This is a genomic window from Actinoplanes missouriensis 431, assembly GCF_000284295.1.
Taxonomy (GTDB): domain Bacteria; phylum Actinomycetota; class Actinomycetes; order Mycobacteriales; family Micromonosporaceae; genus Actinoplanes; species Actinoplanes missouriensis.
This window is the reverse complement of sequence record NC_017093.1, coordinates 3,750,201-3,769,185: the sequence shown is the minus strand read 5'-3', so window position 1 is coordinate 3,769,185 and position 18,985 is coordinate 3,750,201. Positions and strand designations below refer to the sequence as shown.

18 protein-coding genes are annotated in these 18,985 nt (G+C 70.9%); 8 read left to right on the top strand and 10 right to left on the bottom strand.

The features are described 5' to 3' along the window. Positions 1 to 52: 52 nt before the first annotated feature. A complete protein-coding gene (locus tag AMIS_RS17710; protein ID WP_014443719.1) occupies positions 53 to 898 on the top strand; it encodes a hypothetical protein in 846 nt (281 codons plus the stop codon). On the opposite strand, the gene rph is transcribed toward AMIS_RS17710, so the two are convergent. From rph to AMIS_RS17690, 4 genes are all read right to left on the bottom strand, one after another. Continuing rightward, a complete protein-coding gene (gene rph / locus AMIS_RS17705; protein WP_014443718.1) occupies positions 895 to 3,504 on the bottom strand; it encodes a rifamycin-inactivating phosphotransferase in 2,610 nt (869 codons plus the stop codon). The genes AMIS_RS17710 and rph overlap by 4 nt on opposite strands. Before the next feature lie 77 nt (positions 3,505 to 3,581). Next, complete coding sequence (locus AMIS_RS17700) at positions 3,582 to 4,361, bottom strand: alpha/beta fold hydrolase (RefSeq protein ID WP_014443717.1); 780 nt, start codon at positions 4,359 to 4,361, stop codon at positions 3,582 to 3,584. Continuing rightward, positions 4,358 to 4,837: a cupin domain-containing protein gene (locus AMIS_RS17695; protein WP_014443716.1), complete on the bottom strand. Its 480-nt coding sequence runs from the start codon at positions 4,835 to 4,837 to the stop codon at positions 4,358 to 4,360. The genes AMIS_RS17700 and AMIS_RS17695 overlap by 4 nt, the downstream gene beginning before the upstream one ends. Positions 4,838 to 4,928: 91 nt before the next feature. Then, positions 4,929 to 5,684, bottom strand: a complete 756-nt coding sequence (locus AMIS_RS17690; protein WP_157434915.1) for a hypothetical protein — start codon at positions 5,682 to 5,684, stop codon at positions 4,929 to 4,931. Positions 5,685 to 5,823: 139 nt separating this feature from the next. Between AMIS_RS17690 and AMIS_RS17685 the strand changes: the two genes are divergently transcribed. Beyond that, positions 5,824 to 6,051, top strand: a complete 228-nt coding sequence (locus AMIS_RS17685) for a helix-turn-helix transcriptional regulator (RefSeq protein ID WP_014443714.1) — start codon at positions 5,824 to 5,826, stop codon at positions 6,049 to 6,051. A gap of 6 nt (positions 6,052 to 6,057) precedes the next feature. Here the strand turns inward: AMIS_RS17685 and AMIS_RS17680 are convergent, their stop codons facing one another. Beyond that, positions 6,058 to 7,215: a pyridoxal phosphate-dependent aminotransferase gene (locus AMIS_RS17680; RefSeq protein ID WP_041830981.1), complete on the bottom strand. Its 1,158-nt coding sequence runs from the start codon at positions 7,213 to 7,215 to the stop codon at positions 6,058 to 6,060. A 13-nt stretch (positions 7,216 to 7,228) separates the two neighbouring features. On the opposite strand from AMIS_RS17680, the gene AMIS_RS17675 reads away from it, so the two are divergent. Together AMIS_RS17675 and AMIS_RS17670 are read left to right on the top strand one after the other, a co-directional pair. Continuing rightward, positions 7,229 to 8,443, top strand: coding sequence for an LCP family protein (locus tag AMIS_RS17675; protein ID WP_063711152.1), 1,215 nt, complete (start codon positions 7,229 to 7,231; stop codon positions 8,441 to 8,443). A 5-nt stretch (positions 8,444 to 8,448) separates the two neighbouring features. Continuing rightward, a complete protein-coding gene (locus tag AMIS_RS17670; protein ID WP_014443711.1) occupies positions 8,449 to 9,363 on the top strand; it encodes a helix-turn-helix transcriptional regulator in 915 nt (304 codons plus the stop codon). On the opposite strand, the gene AMIS_RS17665 is transcribed toward AMIS_RS17670, so the two are convergent. Next, positions 9,303 to 11,600, bottom strand: coding sequence for a beta-glucosidase (locus tag AMIS_RS17665; RefSeq protein WP_231859334.1), 2,298 nt, complete (start codon positions 11,598 to 11,600; stop codon positions 9,303 to 9,305). The two genes, AMIS_RS17670 and AMIS_RS17665, sit on opposite strands and share 61 nt — an antisense overlap. 181 nt (positions 11,601 to 11,781) lie before the next feature. Continuing rightward, positions 11,782 to 12,102 (bottom strand): hypothetical protein, encoded by a 321-nt coding sequence (locus AMIS_RS17660; protein ID WP_157434914.1) that lies wholly within the window; start codon positions 12,100 to 12,102, stop codon positions 11,782 to 11,784. 120 nt (positions 12,103 to 12,222) lie between these two features. Here AMIS_RS17660 and AMIS_RS17655 point away from each other — a divergent pair, with 120 nt between their 5' ends. Continuing rightward, positions 12,223 to 12,408, top strand: coding sequence for a hypothetical protein (locus AMIS_RS17655; protein WP_014443708.1), 186 nt, complete (start codon positions 12,223 to 12,225; stop codon positions 12,406 to 12,408). 304 nt (positions 12,409 to 12,712) lie between these two features. Next, on the top strand, positions 12,713 to 13,741 hold the full coding sequence (locus AMIS_RS40625; protein WP_157434913.1) for a calcium-binding protein: 1,029 nt from the start codon (positions 12,713 to 12,715) through the stop codon (positions 13,739 to 13,741). Positions 13,742 to 13,812: 71 nt separating this feature from the next. Here AMIS_RS40625 and AMIS_RS17645 read toward each other — a convergent pair whose 3' ends face one another. From AMIS_RS17645 to AMIS_RS17635, 3 genes are read right to left on the bottom strand one after another with little or no spacing between them, the layout of a single operon-like run. Then, positions 13,813 to 15,552: a multicopper oxidase family protein gene (locus tag AMIS_RS17645; RefSeq protein ID WP_014443705.1), complete on the bottom strand. Its 1,740-nt coding sequence runs from the start codon at positions 15,550 to 15,552 to the stop codon at positions 13,813 to 13,815. Continuing rightward, positions 15,549 to 15,977, bottom strand: coding sequence for a DUF6220 domain-containing protein (locus AMIS_RS17640; RefSeq protein ID WP_041829861.1), 429 nt, complete (start codon positions 15,975 to 15,977; stop codon positions 15,549 to 15,551). Before AMIS_RS17640 ends, AMIS_RS17645 begins: the two co-directional genes overlap by 4 nt. Then, on the bottom strand, positions 15,959 to 17,020 hold the full coding sequence (locus AMIS_RS17635; protein WP_014443703.1) for a carboxymuconolactone decarboxylase family protein: 1,062 nt from the start codon (positions 17,018 to 17,020) through the stop codon (positions 15,959 to 15,961). Before AMIS_RS17635 ends, AMIS_RS17640 begins: the two co-directional genes overlap by 19 nt. A 144-nt stretch (positions 17,021 to 17,164) precedes the next feature. Here AMIS_RS17635 and AMIS_RS17630 point away from each other — a divergent pair, with 144 nt between their 5' ends. After that, the gene (locus AMIS_RS17630) at positions 17,165 to 18,298 is read left to right on the top strand and encodes a sensor histidine kinase (RefSeq protein ID WP_041829860.1); all 1,134 of its coding nucleotides are present in this window, start codon (positions 17,165 to 17,167) and stop codon (positions 18,296 to 18,298) included. Then, positions 18,295 to 18,972 carry a response regulator gene (locus AMIS_RS17625; protein WP_014443701.1) on the top strand — a complete coding sequence of 226 codons (678 nt, stop codon included), beginning with the start codon at positions 18,295 to 18,297 and terminating at the stop codon, positions 18,970 to 18,972. The genes AMIS_RS17630 and AMIS_RS17625 overlap by 4 nt, the downstream gene beginning before the upstream one ends. The last annotated feature ends 13 nt before the right edge of the window (positions 18,973 to 18,985 follow it).

Genomic DNA, 18,985 nt, shown 5'->3' with positions numbered 1-18,985 from the left:
TCCCGGACACGGCACGCGAATCCCCGTTGACATCGGTGGCGATGATGACCGGGTGAGATGGTGGCGCAGAGACTCCGCTGAAGCCCCGCGCTCGGTCAGCCGTGAGGAGCAGATCATCCGGGCGCTGCTGCGGCCGCCGGAGCCTCTCCACGTGCGGGGCGCCCGGCGCTGGCGGGACGCGATGGATCACTGGCAGGACTGGCTGCGCCGATCCGCGACGGGCGTCGAGCTGTACACCCGGGCGACGGCACGGGACGAGTATCGATATCTGCTCGGCGATGACGCGTACCGGGAGCAATTGATCGGGATTTTGGGTCGCGCGCAACCGCGTGACTGCGCGGCGGCACGGTTCGGCTGCACCCGCCGGATGGACCGGGCGTGCCAGGGGCCGGAGATCTGTTCGCAGGACCGGTCGCCGGATGATCGTGAGGTGCACCGGGAGGGGCCGCTGCCTGGCGCGTGCGACACGTTCTACGGCGACCTCGGCCCGGAGGAGAGACTCCAGGTCGCGTTCAGCGCCGGCGAGAGGCATCGCGCGGTGCTCTGGCACGACCGGGTGCTGACCGGGCGGCTCTGGATCGACGGCGCCCCGGTCGGCGAGGACGTGTTCCTCGGCGAGTGGGGGCGGTGGCTCGACGACCGGTTCTACGTGATCGAGGTGAACGGGCCGGACGACCATCCGAAGCAGGAGTACGGGTTCGGCGGCGCCGTGATCAACTCGGTGCTGATCCACGACGCGGACCGGTCGTCGACCCGGGTGCTGGAGCCCACCGCGGACGAGCGCTGGACCACGCCCTTAGTCGTGCGGGAGGGCGACGAGCTGCGGGTCTTCCCCGACCGGCAGGCGGCCGAGGCCGGCGCGTCCCCGGATCGGACGCTGCCGGCCATCGACGACTAGAGGACCTCGAGGTAACCGTCCCCGCCGTGCACGCGGATCCGCTGACCGTCGGTGATCAGCCTGGTGGCGTTCTCCACTCCGACGACGGCGGGCAGGCCGTACTCCCGGGCGATCACCGCGCCGTGGGTCATCAGGCCGCCCACCTCGGTCACCAGGCCGCTGATCGTGACGAACGCGGGCGACCAGCTGGGATCGGTGTACGCGGTGACCAGGATGTCCCCCGGCTCCAAGTCGGCGTCCGCGATGTCGAGCACCACCCGGGCCCGGCCCTCCACGGTTCCGGCCGAGACCGCCAGCCCGGCCAGCGCACCCGGCGGCAGGTCGTCACGACGGTACGTGGCGGTGACGGCCTCCCCCTCGGACGTCAGCACCCGCGGCGCGGACAGCGACCGGAACGACGCGAACGCCGCCCTGCGCTCGGCCAGCAGCCGCGTGTCCACCCGCTGCTCGCGGACCACCGCGGCGAACTCCGCCAGCGTCAGATAGGAGACGTCCTCGGTGTCGGCGAGCACCCCGGCCGCGACCAGCCGCCGCGCCTCGGCGAGCAGCGCCTGCTTGTAGACGAAGTAGCGGCTGACCAGGTGGTACTTCGGGTACTCCCGGTAGCCGATGAACGTCCGCAACCGGTCGATCATCCGTTTCGTCTCGGCCGCCTTCTCCGCCCCGCCGGGCAGCTCGCGAAGGCGGGCGAGCACCTCCGCCTCCTTCCGCTCGGCCCGCCGGCGGCCCTCCTCGAATCGCCGCGCGCGCTCACCGGGGGCGGCGTTCCGCACGTTGCTGAGGATCAGCGGCACGATCGCGGCCGGGTGCTCGCTCCACCGCGGCCGGGTGATGTCGATCTCGCCGACGCAACGCATCCCGTACCTGTCCAGGTAGTCCAGGATCGCCTCGCGTGCTTCCGGCCCGCCCGCCACCTCCGGCAGCCGGTCCAGGAAGCCGTCGTCCCCGGCGTCCGTCAGAAGCGCCACCACCCGGGGGTACGGGCGGATCACATCCGCCACGTCGAGCAGCGCCAGCCCCATCTCCGCGGTGACGTTGTCCGGCGCGGACAGGCTGAGCGTGTCGGCGGCGCCGCGCTCACCGAGCCAGGTCTCCAGGTTCTCGTTGAGCCACCAGGCCGCCTCCATCCCCGCCATGATTGCCGGCATGTTCCGCGGGTCGAACAGGATCTGCCGGATGCCCTGGATGTCCGCCGTGACGAAGTCGAGCAACGCGGTCCCGGTCAGGTCCCGGATCGCCCGCTTCAGCTCGGCGAGGGACGCCTCGCGGGTCGCGATCAGCTCGGCCACCACGGCGGGGTCCGTCCCGATCGGCTCCTCCCGCAGACCGGGCGGCGGCGTGACGGCGGGACCGGACTCCGGCGGCGGTGGCAGGAAGCCGTCCCGGTCGAGGATCGCCTGCAAGGCGTCGCCGATCAGCGGATCCGAGCGGCCCAGCATCCGCACCATGGCCGCACCGACCGCCGGGGACGCCAGCCTCGGCGTGACGTCGACGAACAGGCGGCCACCCGCGTCCACCATGTGCCCCGGCGACGTCAGCTTCCACACCGACAGTCCCAGGGGCTTCATCGCCTCGGTCATCATCTGCTGGTGACCGACGGAGACGTACACATGGGGGTTGTCGTCCGCTGTCTCCGGGATCGGGAAGAGGGTGGTGATCGGACGGCTCTGCACGATCGCGAACCCGTCGTCGTCCAGGCACCACTCGACGTCCTGCGGAGCGCCGAAGTGCTCCTCGATCCGCCGGCCCAGGGCGGCCAGGTCGATGATCTCGGCATCGGTCAGCACCCGGCGCTCCCGGCGGTCCGGCTCGATCTCCCGGTGCTCGGTCCCGCCGGACGGCACGGCGTGGATGGCGAGGCGTTTCGTGGCGATCGTGCGGCTGATGACCGCGCCGTCGCGGACCCGGTAGACGTCCGCGTTCACCAGCCCGGAGACCAGCGCCTCGCCGAGGCCGAACCCGGCGTCGATCGAGGTGATCCGGCGGTTGCCGGTGACCGGGTCGGCGGTGAAGAGGATCCCGGCCGCCCGAGGGAGGACCATGCGCTGCACGACGACGGCCATCCGCAGGCCGAGGCCCGCGTCGTCGGCCCGGTCGGTGTTTCGGTTGCTCAGCCGGTAGGTCAGGGCCCGCTCGGCGAAGAGTGAGGCCCAGCAGCGGCGGACGGCGTCGAGGACCGCCGCCGGGCCGATGACATTGAGGTACGTGTCGTGCTGTCCCGCGAACGACGCCGCCGCCGAGTCCTCGGCCGTCGCACTGGACCGCACGGCCCACGCGGTTTCGTCACCGGCCCTGTCGCTGATCTCGGCGGTCAGGTCGTCCGGCAGATCGGCCGATTCGACGGCGAGGCGCAGCCCCGCGCTGAGCACCCGGATCGCCTCCCGGTCGTCCGGGCCGGCCTTCGCCAGCCGGCCCAGCAGCTCCCGGATCGGCGGGGTGGCCGCCACGACCCGCTCGAAGGCGCCGGTCGTCACGCAGAAGCCGGGCGGAACCCGGATGCCGCCGATCCGGGACAGCTCACCGAGGTGCGCGGCCTTGCCACCGGATTCGGCCCGGCCGGTCTCATCCAGGCCGAGCTCTTCCAGGTTCACGACGTAGCGGGACACCCGCCCACCGTCCTCTCGTTCGCAGACCGGGCGATTCTGCGCGATCCCCCCGGTCTTGCGGCAAGGCCCCACCTCGGCTATAGCTTAGAAGTGGGAGAGCACAGCGAGGCCGCCACCGACCAGCTGATCACCTGGTCGACGACGGGCGCCGGGGTGCGTACCCAATAGATGTGATCGTTGCTCGCGCCCTCAGGGACGTCCTCGTGACGGTAGAGCCAGCTCGTCACGCTTCCGGCGGTGAAAAGGCGGGTGGCGAAGCGGTCCACCGCGGCCGGCGGCGCCAGCCGGTCGCCCTCCAGCGCGATCACCAGTGACGGCGAGCCGACCGTTCCGGTGGACGGGAACGGTGTGCGGCCGGTGACCGCCATCCGGGCCCACTCGCGCATCAGCGTGCGCGCGCCGGGGCCGCCGAACGCGGGTTTCGGCAGGTGACCGAAGAGGCCGGTGAGCGCCGGCACGATCACCCCGCCCATCAGCAGGAGATGCGGGCCACCCCACGGGTAGTCCCGGTGGTACGGCAGGCAGCCACCGACCGTGACGACCCCGTCCGCCGGAACCCTGCTGAGCTGGTGTCCCGCCGCGATCTGCGCGCCGAGACTGTGCCCGAGAAGGATCACCGGACGGCCGGGCGCCCCGGCCCGCGCGGCGTCCACCGCCCGGGCCATCTCGTCGATCTCGTCACCGTACGACCAGTCGTGCTCCCGCGACGCCCGCGGATCACCCGTCTCGAACCCGCGGCGCGGCAGCGCGGTCGCCGACCAGCCCCGGGCCTCGAACTCCTGCACGAGCGGGCGGTAGTACCTCGATCCGATCCCCATGGCGGGCGAGATCAGCACGAGCGGGTTCGCGTTCGTCACTGCCAGATGTTGTCATGCTCCAGGTAGAAGGCCGTACGCTCGGCCTCTGTCATCTCCGCCACTCGGGTCAGGCCCTCGAAGTAGCCCTCCCGCGGCGCGCCCGGCGAGAAGTGCAGCAGCATCGACACCGGTGCGCCGGACCGGTTCTTGAACGCGTGGATGCCGCCCGGCGGGACGTGCACGTAGTCGCCGGGCTCGGCCTCGATCCACCGGCTGCCGTCATAGATGTTCATCACCCCGGACAGGATGTAGAACGACTCGGACAGGGTGTGGTGGAAGTGCGGCTCGGGGCCTGTCACGTCCGGCCCGCACTCCCAGCGGTAGAGGCCGAACAGCCCACCTGTCGACTCCCCGGTGGAGAGGTAGTGGATGCGGGTCCCGTTCGGATAGACGAGCTCGGGCGCGGCATCGGCGCGGCGGTGGGTCGCGGAAACCTCACCCTCGGAACCGTGGTAGAGCGGCGGCGGATACGTCATGCGTCCGATTATGGCCTTCTCACGACCTATGGTCTTCTCACGACTTATGGTCTTCTCACGACTTATGGTCTTCTCACGACTTATGGTCTTCTCACGACGCCGCGCGGGCCCCGCGGACCGGCGTGACGGCCAGGAAGCGGTTCAGTTCGTCCGGCGAGCCGATGGCATCGCGCAGGTCGGGCCGGTTCGCGTACTCGTGGATGGCGCGGGCCAGCAGCTCCGCGTCGACGCCGGTGGCCGGCAGCATCGTCCGCTTCCCGGCGCGCAGGCCGCGCCGGCGGGTGCGCTCCGGGTGCGCCAGGAAGAGCGAGATCCGGTACGGGTCGGCAGCGTACGCCGCGTGCGGAGTGGACAGCGCCTCCCACGGCACGAAGAGGCTCCCGAAGATCTGCCGGTCGACGATGCCGTCCGGGCGCAGCCGAACACCGTTCCGGCCCAGCGCGGCGACCCAGAGAGCCACGATCAGCACGAGCCACAGCGCCAGGAGGGGCGCGCCGAACGCGACGTCCACCCCGGCCACCACGTCCCGGCCGGTGCCGATCCCCATCTTCGCGCCGGCGATCGTGAACCCGGCCGCGGCCAGAACCGGGCCGGGGCTGGCCGGCACGTCGAAGGCGGGCACGTCAGGACGGGCGACGAGCAGCGGCGGGTGGTAGAGCCGGGTGGCGGTCCCGGAGTACACGATGAGCCCGATCATCAGAAAAGCGTGCGCCGCGAGGACGAGGAACCACACGTCGCCGATCTCGGTGACCTCGTGCAGAACCTCGAAGACGGCAACCACCACCAGACTCGCGGCCAGCACCAGCACACGCCGCCGAGCGACCCACTCGAGCACACCGATCTTCACGGCCACAGCGTAGGCGGCGCGGGCCACGCCGAGAGGGCGACGCCGGGATACCCCGTGCGGGGGAACCGGGCTGCCGGAGTGTGCCAAGCCCGGGACAAGTTGTCGCGCACTACTAGGCCTGGGACTAGGTTCGACAGGCATGAAGAAGTTGGTCCTTGTGGGCCCGGCAGAGATTCGCCTGTGGCTGCGGGTGTCGCGGCAGCGCGCCTATCAGCTGATCAACCGGGCGGACTTCCCGGAGCCCTATCAGGTGCTGCAGATGGGCAAGGTGTGGGACATCGCCGATGTGGACCGGTGGATCCGGTCGAATCGGCCCTGGCTCTATCAGACCGGCGAGCCGGGGCCGAACGGGCGCGGCGCCCCCTGACGATCGTCAGAGGGTGGCAACGAAGCGCTCCAGACGCCTCAGTCCCTCGGTGAGGTCCGGCATGGACGCGGTGTAGGAGAGGCGCACGTGGGTTTCCGCGCTGTGATGACCGAAATCGCGGCCCGGGGTCAGCGCCACGTGCGCCTCCTGCAGCGCCCGCTCGCAGAATTCCCACGAGCCCAGCCCGGTGCCGCTCACGTCGATGTAGCAGTAGAACGCTCCGTCCGGCGGGACCGGCACCGGCAGCCCGATCCGGGCCAGGCCGTCGAGGACCACGGTACGGCGGGCCGCGAACTCGGCGCGACGGTCCTCGCAGACCTGGCGGGCCTCCGGGGTGAAGCAGGCGAGGGCGGCCTGCTGGGCCGGCGCGGATGCGCAGATGTAGTAATTCTGGGCTAGCCGCTCGACGGCCGGGATCAGGGCCTCGGGGAGCACGCACCAGCCGAGCCGCCAGCCGGTCAGGCCGAAGTACTTCGAGAAGCTGCCGATGACGATGGCGTCCGGGTCGCAGCTCAGCGCGGTCGGCGACGGGTTGAGGGCGAGGTTGAGGTAGATCTCGTCGATGATCCGCCAGGCGCCGTGCGAGCGGGCCAGTTCACACACGGCGGCGAGCTCGGCGGGCGGGATTGAGGTGCCCGTCGGGTTGGACGGGGTGGCGATCATCACGCCGGCGGTGGCGGGAGACCAGTGTGCCCGTACCGAAGGAAGGTCGAGTTGGAAGCGGGTGTCCGCAGTGGTGGGGACCAGGCGGACCCGGCCGCCGAAACTCTCGATGATCTGCCGGTTGCAGGGGTACGACGGGTCGCCGATGATCACCTCGTCGCCCGGATCGACGAGCGCGGCCGCGGTGAGCACCAGCGCGGCGGACGCCCCGGCGGTCACCACGACCCGGGCCGGATCCACCTCGACGCCGTGTTCGTCGCGGTAGAAGCCACTGATCGCCTGGCGCAGCGCGGGCAGGCCGAGCGCCGCCGTGTACGGCATCGGGCGCCCGTCCATGGCCTCGCGCATCGCCTCGCGAACCGCAGGCGGGGCGCCGAAATCCGGTTCGCCGATGTTGAGCCGGATGACGTGACGGCCGTCGGCTTCTACCATGGCGGCGTGCTTGGCGACTTCCATCGCGTAAAAGGGTGCGACGGCCTGCGCGCGATGGGAAATCTTCACTGCCATACCTTAGATGCCGGTTCTTGACCGGTCGTGGAATCATGCGTGCTCGATATCCGAGCACGGGGTTGGAGACAGCGGGTTGGGTACGACAGCGAAACGCCGCGCGCCACTGTGGGCGCGGCTCTGTGCCGTCTTCGGTTGCTCGCTGATGGTGATCAGCGGCGGCACCCTGGTCGCCGGGCAGAGTCTGATCTCGAAATACACCGGTGACATCACGAACGACGCGCTGCTCGACACCGACGCCGCGCAGGCCGGGAAGAAGGACATCAAGGGCCCGCTGACCATCCTGCTGGTCGGCATCGACCCGCGGAAGCCGACGACGCCGCCGCTCTCCGACTCGATCCTGATCGCGCACATCCCGAAGGACATGAGCACGGCGTACCTCTTCTCGATCCCCCGCGACCTCTACGTGGAGATCGCCGCCGACGAGAAGGCCGGCCTCCGCTCGCACCACGCGAAGATCAACTCCGCGATGGCGAACGGCAGTCAGGTCAACGGCAAGATCGACGTGGTCAACGGCTTCAAGGTGCTGTCGAAGACGATCACGAAGTACACCGGCATCAAGGAGTTCGACGCCGCCGCGATCATCAACTTCGGCGGCTTCAAGGAGATCGTCGAGGCGCTCGGCGGCGTCTCCATGAAAATCGACATGGACGTGAAGTCGGAACACCTCGATCCCGAGGGCAAGCAGCGGCCGCGTCTGCGCAGCTGCCCGATCAGCGGCAACTGCCAGCACCCGTACACCGGTCCGCAGGCCTACTACAAGAAGAGCACCAAGCCGGTACGGCTGGAGCCCTGGCAGGCGCTGGACTACGTGCGCCAGCGCTACGGGTTCAAGGGCGGCCCGCCGATGAGCGACTACGACCGTCAGCGCCACCAGCAGCAGTTCATCAAGGCCATGGCGAAAGAGGCGATGAGCAAGGACGTCATCACCGACGTCGGCAAGATGGGCAAGATCCTGGAAGCGGCCGGCGAGTCGCTGACGTTCGCCGGCGGCGGCAACAGCCCGATCGAGTGGGCGGTGGCGCTCAAGGGCGTCAACGTCGACGACATGGTCACCATCAAGCTGCCCGGTGGCGGCAAGTTCGAGCAGGGCACCAACGACTATCTCGGCGAGGAGTTCACCCAGCCGGAGCTGGCGCAGGAGTTCTTCGACGCGGTCAAGGCCGACTCCGTGGCGCAGTTCCTGCTCGACCACCCCACGCTGGTGAACAAGGACAGCTGACCCGGATGGGCGACCTTCCGGTGGAGCAGGTCGATGCGCTCATGCACATCGTCGACGGCTCGCCGGCGTTCGCCGGACGGTACCTGCACGAGGGCTCGCACCCGACGCACACGCACAGCTTCGTGGAGGTCGCCGTCGTGGTCGGCGGGTCCGGTGTGCAGCACAGCCTGGCCGGGCAGCAGCGGCTCACCGTCGGTGACGTGCTGCTGCTGCGGCCGGGCGTCTGGCACGGGTACGAGCAGTGCCGCGCCCTGGACCTCTACAACTGCTGCTTCACGTCCGAGCTGCTGCGCCGGGAGCTGGCGTGGACCCGGGAGGATCCGCGGATCGGGCATCTGTTGTGGACCGGGCCGTACGCGCATCAGCGGCGGGGCATGCTGACCGGGCACGTCGAGGGCACCGCGTTCGGGGAGTGCGTGGAGCATCTCGAACGGCTGCAGAGTCTGCGCGGGAGGCCGGTCTCGGCGTACAAGGGGGATCTTGTCGGGGGTTTGACCCTGTTTCTCAGTGCGCTGGCTCGGGCGCTGGGGCCCGCCGATCCGGGGTCGTGGGCGAGCGTCAGTCATCCGGCGGTGCTCGACGGGATGCGGCTGATGGAGGCGAAACCCGCCCATCCGTGGACGCTGACCGACCTCGCGACGCAGTTGCATGTCGCGCCGGGCTACCTCGTGCGGCTGTTCAAGGCGGCGACCGGGCTACCGCCGATGGCGTATCTGTCCCGGCACCGCATCGAGCTGGCCGCCGCGCGGCTGCTGCACACCGACTCACCGATCAGCGCGATCGGTGAGTCGGTGGGCTGGCCGGATCCGAACTACTTCGCCCGGCGGTTCAAGTCGCACTACGGGCTGAGCGCGTCCGCCTATCGCGCGTTGTCGACGAAGCGGATGCGGGCGGTGGAGCCGCCGACGGTGAACCCGTAGGTGCCGCGCGGCGTCACCCAGGCGTCCCGGCCCGCGTCGAAGTACTGCAGCAGGTGCAGGTCGGCGAGGTCGGACCGGGTGAGATCGATGGTGACGGTACGGCTGCGGCCCGGCTCCAGCGTGACGCGTTCCCAGCCGGCCAGACGCGGTCCCGGCTCGCCGGCCGAGGCGGGCAGCGTGACATAGGCCTGGGCGACCTCGGCGCCGGCCCGCTTACCCGTGTTGGTGAGCCGGAACTGGATCTTCACGCCGGTCCGGCTGTTCCCGGTCACCCGCAGATCACGGTAGGCGAACGAGGTGTACGACAGCCCGTGGCCGAACCGGAACAGCGGCTCGATGCCCTCGGCGGCGTACCACCGGTAGCCGACCTTCAGCCCCTCGGTGTAGTCGACCTGGCGGATCGTCTCCCCCTCCGGGCGTACGCCGGGGTACCGCTCCGGGCTGCCGGCCGTCGGGGTGTCGGCGAGCGAACGCGGGAACGTCATCGGCAGCTTGCCGGACGGGTTGGTGTCGCCGAACAGCAGCGACGCCAGGGCCGGGCCCATCTGCTCGCCGCCGTACCAGTTCTCCAGCACCGCGGGCACCGACGCCAGCCAGGGCATCTCGACCGCGCTGCCGGTCTGCAGCACCACCACGGTACGGGGATTGGCCGCCGCCACCGTGGCGATCAGCTCGTCGCCGCCACCCTGCAGCCGCAGATCGGGCAGGTCGGTGAACTCGCCGGCCCGCTGATATCCGAAGACGACAACGGTGTCGGCAGCGGCGGCGCTCGCGGCGGCCGCGGCCAGGTCACTGCCGTTGTCGTAGGTGACCGTCGCACCGGCACGCGCGGCCCGCTCCCGGATCCCGGCCAGCGGCGTGACCAGGTCCTCGCAGCGCAGCGTGGTCGGGTTGCCGAACCGCCACGGCAGGCTGCACACCTCGTGCGCGGTTTCCTGCGCGGTCGGGCCGATGACCGCGATGGTGTCCCCCGCGCGCGGTCGCAGCGGCAGCGTTCCGCGGTTGTTCTTGAGCAGCACCGAACCCTGTTCGGCCATCGTCCTGGCGATCGCCTTGTGCGCTTCCGTGGAGACGTCGGCGGCGGGCGTGGCCGGGAGGGGGTTGTCGAAGAGGCCGCCCCGGACGTACGCGGTGATCACCCGCAAGGCTGCGGCGTCGATCTGCCGCTGGGTGATCTGGCCGGCCGCGAGAGCGGCGTCGAGTTTCGCCGGGGTGAACCAGATCGGACGGTTGAGCTCCTGGTCCAGACCGTTGACCAGGCTGGCGGCGGTCGAGTGCACCGAGCCGAAGTCGGACATCACGTAGCCGTCGAATTTCTTTTTGAGGACGGTGTTCAGGCGGGGATGCTCGCAGGCGTACACGCCGTTGATCTGGTTGTAGGAGCACATGACGCTCGCCGGGTCGCTGCGCTTCGCGGCGATCTCGAAGGGCAGGTCGTACACCTGGCGCAGGGTGCGCTCGTCGGCGTTCGACGAACTGGTCTGCCGGTCGAGTTCCTGCTCGTTGGCGACATAGTGCTTGAGCGTCGCCAGCACCCGGTCGTCACTCTGGATGCCCCGGGTCCCGGCCGCCGCCATCAGGCCGCTGAGCAGGGCGTCCTCGCCGAGATACTCCGGGGTGCGGCCGGAGAGCGGGGTCCGGCCGCTCGCGATACCCGGGGCGAGAATCACATTCTTCCCCTTCTCGTACGCCTCGTCGGCCTGAGCGGCGCCCTTGAGGTACGCGAGGTTCTCGTTCCAGGTCGCGGCCGTGGCGATCGTGGCCGGGAACGCGGTGACGCCGTCGGTGAAGCGGATCCCGTCCGGGCCGTCGGTGTAGACGACGGCCGGAGTGCAGGGCAGTTGCTCGGGGTAGACGACGCCGTCCGGCCAGGTGGTCTGCTGGGGGTTGTTGGCGGGTTGTTCGACCAGCCAGCGGTACTTCTGGTGTTGAGTGCTCGCTGCCAGCAGCGAGTGGGCACGCTGGGCGGGCGGCTTGCGCTTGTCCATCCATGGGTACGCGTCGCAGCCGCTCGCCCGTGCCGGACTGACCGCGGGTGGGGCCGCCGGCGCTGGGGTGGCCGAGGGTTGGGTCACCTGCGCCTGAGTGGCCGCGGGCAGGGATGCCGGTGCCGGAGTGGCCGCGGGTAGGGCCGCCTGCGCCGGAGTGGCCGCGGGGGCTGCCTGTGCCGGCGCCGCCGCGGGCACGGCTGCCACGGGGGTCAGCAGCAGCGCCGCCCCCAGCAATCGGAGTCGCATCGGCTCGTCCTCTCGACGGTGAATCGTTTCATCGGCGCGGCTGCCGGATTGTTTCGTTTTCATGGCAGAGGTGTTGCACCCGCGTGACCAACATCCTCAGCGAGCGGCGACAGCCATCGATAGGACGACATGAACGAGCGGTAGCACGAAATGCACTCGCCGGTGCGCAGCGCGTTGCGGGTCAGGCCTCCGAGTCGCCGGAGAGGCGTCGGAGCAGGCGGCGATGCGCAATGCGCTCGGCCGCCGCGATGACGGACACGATCACGATGCTGACGATCCAGGCGACCAGGGTGAAACGCCACCAGAAGGCATGCTCGTCGTTCCAGGAGTGCTCCTCCCAGTCGAGCAGATAAAGCGGCGTCCACCCGAAGAACACGGTCAGCATGCTGATCATCCAGAGGGTCCGGACCGGGAAGCTCTCCAGGACCCGCGACTCCGGGGAGCTGAGCTCCGGGGCATCGACCGCATCGATGCCGTAGTCACCGTCACTGTCCACAGTCACCCCTCCCCCCACCAAGCTAACCAGCCATCCGCAACCCCGTCGCACCCGAATCCTTCAGTGCACGGGCACCCGGCCGATAGGTCGTGTCCCCGGACCACATGAGGAAAGGCGGTCCCACCCATGGCTGCTACCGGAGCGGATGTCCTCGAAGTTCACCACCACGACGACAGCGTCAGTCGTTACCAGCAGGTCGAATACTGCGCGTGGCAGGGCGGCGTCACCGTTTACCGCGACGGTGCCGAGATCGCCCGGCATGACGACGTGCTCGGCACGCAAGCCGTCAAACTCGCCGAGAGACTGCCTTAGCCCGCCGCCGTGAACCGCTGGCGTGAACCGCCGGCGTGAACCGCAGACGCAGGGACGACGGCGCTCCGGTGAACCGCCCCCCGGGACACCGGCGGCTCGGCCGGTTCGATGTCGTCCATCGCATCCAGCAGCGCGTCGGCGGCGACCTCCACCTCGGTCTTGGCGAGGGTCGCGCCGACGCGGAGCTCTCGGATCCGCGGTGCGGCCGGGTGGATTGGGGTCGCGGTGCGGGGCGCTCTCGGGTATTCATGGTGATCACCGTGCCGCTCGTCCGATGTGCGGCATCGACTCCACGGGGGACTCCATGTTCCGATTCGCCGGCATTTCCACCGTCGCCGGTTTTTCCACGGTCGCCGGTTTTTCCGCGGTCGCCGCCGCTGGGCTGACCTTCAGCGCGGTTCCGGCTTTCTCGGCGCCGGCAGCGGCTTCCGCCTCGGTGACCGCGCCCGGCAGCGTCCGCTTCACCGCCGCCGCCGGTGAGGCCAACAATCTGCTCATCACCGGCGGCGGGCAGGTCGTGACGTTCGACGACGACGTCACGATCACCGCCGGGCCGGGCTGCGCATCCGTGGACGGCGACCCCACGCAGGTCACCTGTGATCTCGGGGCACCGCCTGTCGCGCTCGGCCTGGTCGTCAACGTCCGCGACGGCGCGGACACCGTCATCAACGACACCGCCATCGGGCTGCTCGCCTCCGGCGGACCGGGCGACGACACGCTGATCGGCTCGGACGTCGCGGCGGACCACCTCCGTGGCGAGGGCGGTGCCGACAGCGTGCAGGGCCGGGGCGGCGACAACACGGTCAGCGGGGGCCCCGGCGCCGACCAGCTGTCCGGTGGCCCGGGCAGGGACCTGCTCGACGGCGCGGGCGGCAACGACGCGCTCTACGGGGAGGACGGCGACGACCTGCTGCTGGCCGGGGACGGTGACGACGAGCTGATCGGCGGGCTCGGCGCTGACCTGCACGACGGTGGCGCGGGCCGGGACGGCGCTTTCTACACCGAGCGGTCCAGCGGCATCGTGGCCGACCTCGACAACGCGCGCGGTGACGACGGTGAGCCCGGCGAGGGCGACTCGTTGCTGCGCATCGAGAACATCACCGCGACCACGGCGGACGACGTGCTGATCGGCAACGGCGGCGACAACGCGCTGTACGGCAGCAGCGGCCAGGACACCATCTCCGGTCTGGGCGGCGACGACTACCTGGAGGGCGGGGTGAGCGAGTTCGACGGGCCGGACGCGCTGGACGGCGGCACCAACCGCACCGAGGCCGGTGACACCTGCCGACTGAGCCTGGCCGGCGGGACGACGGTCAACTGCGAGAACTTCTGACATCCCTCCGGGTGCCCCCGGTCCGCGGTGCCGACCGTGAACCAGGGGGCAGCCGGGCCACGACAGACAGCTCATCGATACCTCAGATGCAGTGTCATCCCCTGCTCGGCGTGGGGCAGGTTGTGGCAGTGGTTGGCCCACATCCCGGGGTTGTCGGCCCGGAACGCCACCTCCCACACCTGGCCCGGCAGCACGTCGAACGAGTCCAGCCACAGTGGACTACCCCGGGACTCCTGCCCGTCCCGGCGCAGCACCCGCACGTGATGACCGTGCAGGTGCCACGGATGCACCACCAGTGACCGGTTCGCGATCGTCAGCTTCACGATCTCTCCGTACCGCACGGACTGATCCGCGATGCCGGGAGCGGCTGCCCCGTTGACCGTGTGCGCGTACCGCGGCAGCAGCCTCCGCAGGTCCAGCCCTCGGTCGAGCACCAGCGTGAACTCCCGGTCGATCCGTGCCCAGGGCGCCGGCCCCGGTTTTCCGTAGGTCAGCGGATCGAGCACGGCCCACCCACCGGTCTCCGCCGCGACGGGCCCGGTGGACCACACGATCCGCCCGTCGACGAGCAGTCCCACCGACGAGGCGGAGGCGGTGAACGTCAGGTCGTATCGGCCACCCGCCGGTATCAGCACCGCTGTCTCCGTCACCTCGGGCGGCCCGCGCAGGTCCATCCCGTCGATCGCGGCGACCTGGAAACCGGCACCCGCCAGCGCGAATCGGTGGGTCACGCTGTCCGTGTTGATCAGCCGTAGCCGCACCGCCCTTCCCGGGCTCACGGGCTGCACCACCGGGTCCGGCAGGAGCCGCCCGCTGAGCGTGTGCACCGGCACGACGACGTCGACGGCTGGCGCCGATCGAGCCGGCGCGACCACGAGGGTGCCGTAGAGCCCCATCCGCACGCCGACATCGGACACCGCATGCGTGTGATACCAGTACGTCCCCGTCTGGTCGGCACGGAACCGATAGACGAATCTCTCACCGGGCAGCACCGCGTCCTGGGTGACATCCGGTACGCCGTCCTGGCTGTTCGGCACGTCGTAGCCATGCCAGTGCAGCGTCACCCCGCGGGCGATGTCCCGGTTGAGCAGCGTCACCTCGATCACGTCACCGAGCGACGCGGTGAGCGGTGGGCCCGGCACCCGCCCGTCGAACGCCCACGCCGCCACATCACGTCCCCCGGCCTTCACCACAGCCGTCCCGGCTGTGAGGGTGAAACGCCTGGTCGGTTCGCCGACGGCAGGCGCGGAGAGACCTGAGTGATCATGAACGGGCACGGCGGCACCCGCGTCGACCACGAGTCCCGCACCGGCCGCCACCGCCGCGAGGGTCACCACACCGGCCACCCGCGGAACCATCGGTGCCGACCGCGCACCGGTCAACCGGCCGGTGACAAGCGTCGCCGCGGCCACTCCGGCCAGCGCGAGCAGCACGACCCCCGTGGACAGCGGGTACCCGTGCAGCACTGTGACGAGCAGTGCGCTGCTCTGCGCGTACCCAGCGAAGAGCAGCGCGAGCATAGCCCGGCGGATGTCGCCGGGCGGCCGGACCAAGCGCGGCGCCGCGACCACGACGCCGGTGAGGGCCAGCGGGGCCCCGAGCAGCACTTTCTCCGCGGCGAACCACCACCCGGCGCCGGCCAGCGGGATCACGGTCGCGGCCCGGGCCAGGGTGACGGCGAGCGCAGCCGTCCCCGCGATCCGCGCGGTCCGGCGGTGACCACCGGCGGCCGCAGCCCCGGCACCCAGCCAACCGGCGGCCGCGACCACGGCGACGACCAGGTCGAGGGCGATCAGTGTGCCGGTGGTCATGCGCCGGCACCCGCCATGCTCGATTGCGGGGACGGCTTCAAGGCTTCGCGCAGGACACCGGCGACGACGTGCACGGCGACGATGCCGTTGACCGCGTGCAGCCCGCCGATGGTGAGACCGAGCGGCGTGCTGGCGCCGGACGGGTCGGTGAAGGCATTCGCCAGTGCGGCGAGCAGCACCTGCAGCAGAACCAGCCCGAGCGGCAGCAGAGTCAGGCCGATGACCCGGCCGGGCGCCCGCGCCAGGGCCGCGAACAACGTGGTCAGCAGGCACAGTGCGGGTATCACGGCCATGCCGGTGAAGCTGTGCAAGAGGTAGGAGCCGTCCTCGGCGGGTTGCGTGAAGGCGCCGACGGCGGCGAACACGAACTGCAGCGCGAACGCGGCGAGGAGCGCACCACTGGTGATCACGAAAGCTCTGCGCACGACGGTTCCTCCCGGTCGGCATCGTGGGCGTGGGTCAGGGCGGGCGCGGGGTCGAGCGCCCGGGCGACGTGCTCGGTCGCGGTGACGGCGCCGTAGGCGACGAGCCGGACCAGGCCGGCGTCGGACGGATGGGTCAACCGCCAGAGACCGGTGTCGCCGACGGTGATCGCCTCGGGGACGAACGCGGCCAGCAGTGCGATGCGGGCGCCGGCCCGCTCGCCGGCGGGCAGGTCTCGGACCAGGTCACCGACCCAGGCGACCGGGTCCGCGGGATGGCCACCGTCCTCCCAGCGGACGGTCGCCGTCACGGTGTGCCGGGCGAGGTCGCCCAGCAGGTCACCACCGCGTGCCGCGGCGTCACGCAGAGCCACCCAGGCCACGCCGACCGGGTCATGCCCGGCCCACGCGGGCGGTCGCTCACCCGGATCGTCCAGGAGAGCCAGGCCGCGGCCCGGAACAACTGGTGCACGGAGTCGGCGGGCGAGGAGGCGGCCGCCGGCGGCCCGGACGGCGGACGAGCGTTGCAGGCCGCCGGGCAGCAGGTCCGGCGTGAGGAGCGCCGAGACGACCCGGTTGATGAAGTGGAAGGCGAGCAGGGTGCCGGTCAGCCGAGGGTCAGATCGTCCGGTCCAGCCGGTCGCGCGCGGGTGGCGGCTCGCCGCGGCCCACCGGGCCAGCTCGGCCCGGCCGGGCTGGCCCGGGGAGCCACCACGGGCGATCGTCTCGGCGAGCTCGTGCTCGCCGAGCGCGTGCAGGAGAGTCACGTGGGCGTCGGTGCAGAACCGGCAGCCGTTGGCGCGCGACACCACGGCAGCGACGACCTCCCGGTCGACCCGGTTCCCCCTCTCGTGGGGGCCGTCGTCGCTCGCCAGCAATGACTCGCGCATCAGCGCCCAGGTGGCGGCCATGACGTCCGGAGCGACCGAGAGCGCGTGAAACGTCGGCGCCGGACCGGGGAAGTCGTCGCGCATCTGCTGATAGACCTGTGCGACGCGGCCGGTCGCTGCCCTGGCCGGCGGCGGCGCGAAGAAGCGGTATGCCATGCCGTCGATGCTCGTCCGGGCGGGCCGGCGAAGCGTCCTGCCGCCGCAGGCACTTGACGGGGCGCCGATACCGCGCTCGCAGTACTGTCCACATACCGCAACCGCGGGATGCCTATCCGTCGATGCGCGTCCTACAGTTCGCACATGCGCTCGGACCTGCCCTACGCCCTCGGAGGCGCCGCACTCGGCGCCCTCCTGCTCGGCAACGCGGTTCTGTCACCCGACGCCGCGCCGCTCAGCGTGATCGATGTTGCCCTGGTCCTGGTGATGGCGGCCGCGCTCGCCCTGTGCCGCCGCTATCCGGTCGTGGCCCTGGGCGTGGTCGCCGGCACGATGCTGGCCTTCCATGTCCGGGTGCACGCCGGAGTGGCCGCCTCCTTCCCCGTCCTCGCGGCTGTCTATCTGGCGGCGTGGCGCGGCCGCCGGCTCGCGGCGGGTGTCACCAGCGTGCTGTTCCTCGCCGGCTTCCTGGTCCGTGACATCGCGACCGCGCCCGACGGCCGGCCCGCGCAACTCCTCGTCGAGCGCACCAGCCTGTTGCTGGGCTGGTTCGTCGCGGCCAACGTCGCGGGTCTGGTCGCCCGCCAGCACCGCGCTTATCTGGAGCAGGCCGAGCAACGTGCCCTCGAGGCGGAGCGCACCCGCGAGCAGGTGGCTCTGCGGCGCGCCGGCGAGGAACGGCTGCGAATCGCCCGGGACCTGCACGACTCGCTGACCCACAACATCTCGGTGATCAAGGTGCAGGCGGGCATAGCCGTACATCTGAATCGTAAGAATGGCGAGGAGCCGTCACCGGCGCTGATGGCGATCCAGGAGGCCAGTGGTGCGGCGATGCGCGAGCTGCGCGCCACCCTCGCCGTCCTGCGTTCTCCCGAAGACGCCGACCGTGTCGGTCTGTCCCGGGTCGACGAGCTGGCCGAGCGCACCCGGGCTGCCGGCGTTCCCGTGGAGATCACCTTCTCCGGCCCACCGATGCCGCTGCCGGTCGAGGTGGACCAGGCGGGCTACCGGATCGTCCAGGAGGCGCTGACCAACGTCACCCGGCACGCCGCCGGTCCCGCCAACGCCTGGGTCCACGTCGGCTACTCCCCCACCGAGCTCACCGTGGCGGTCACCGACGACGGCAAGCCCGCTGCGGAGACCGCGGTGGCGCCCGGGATCGGCCTGAGCGGCATGCGCGAGCGGGTCACCGGGCTGGGCGGCACGCTGCACGCCGCGCATGACGAGGACGGCGGGTTCACCGTCCGAGCCGCGTTCCCGCTGAGGGACCCCGCGTGATCCGGGTGCTTCTCGCTGATGACCAGGCTCTGATGCGGGCCGGGTTCCGGGCGCTGCTCGACGCCGAGGAGGGTCTGGAGGTCGTCGGTGAATGCGGCGACGGTGCCGCTGCCGTCGACATGGCCGGGAAACTGCGGCCCGACGTCGTCCTGATGGATGTGCAGATGCCCGGCATGGACGGGATCGAGGCCACGCGCCGGATCAACGCCGACCCCGGCCTGGCCGGCGTCCGCGTGCTGATCCTGACGAACTACGAGCTGAGTGAGTATGTTTTCGCCTCCCTGCGCGCCGGGGCCAGCGGGTTCCTGCTCAAGGACGCCGACCCTGCCACCCTGCTGCAGGCGATCACCACCGTGGCTCGCGGCGAGGCGCTGCTCGCCCCCACCGTGACACGCACCCTGATCAGCGAGTTCGTGTCCAGCCGGCCGCCGGGGGACCCGGCCGCCGGCCGTGCCGTGCTGACGGCCCGCGAGCAGGAGATCGTCGAGCTCGTCGGGCGGGGCCTGACCAACGACGAGATCGCCGACCAGATGGTGATCAGTCCGCTGACCGCCAAGACCCACGTCAACCGAGCGATGATCAAGCTGCACTGTCACGACCGGGCACAGCTGGTCGTCTGGGCCTACGAGTCCGGCCTCATCGCGCCCCGCCGCCGTAGCGCGGAGCGAGGCTGAGCGGTGAGGAGTT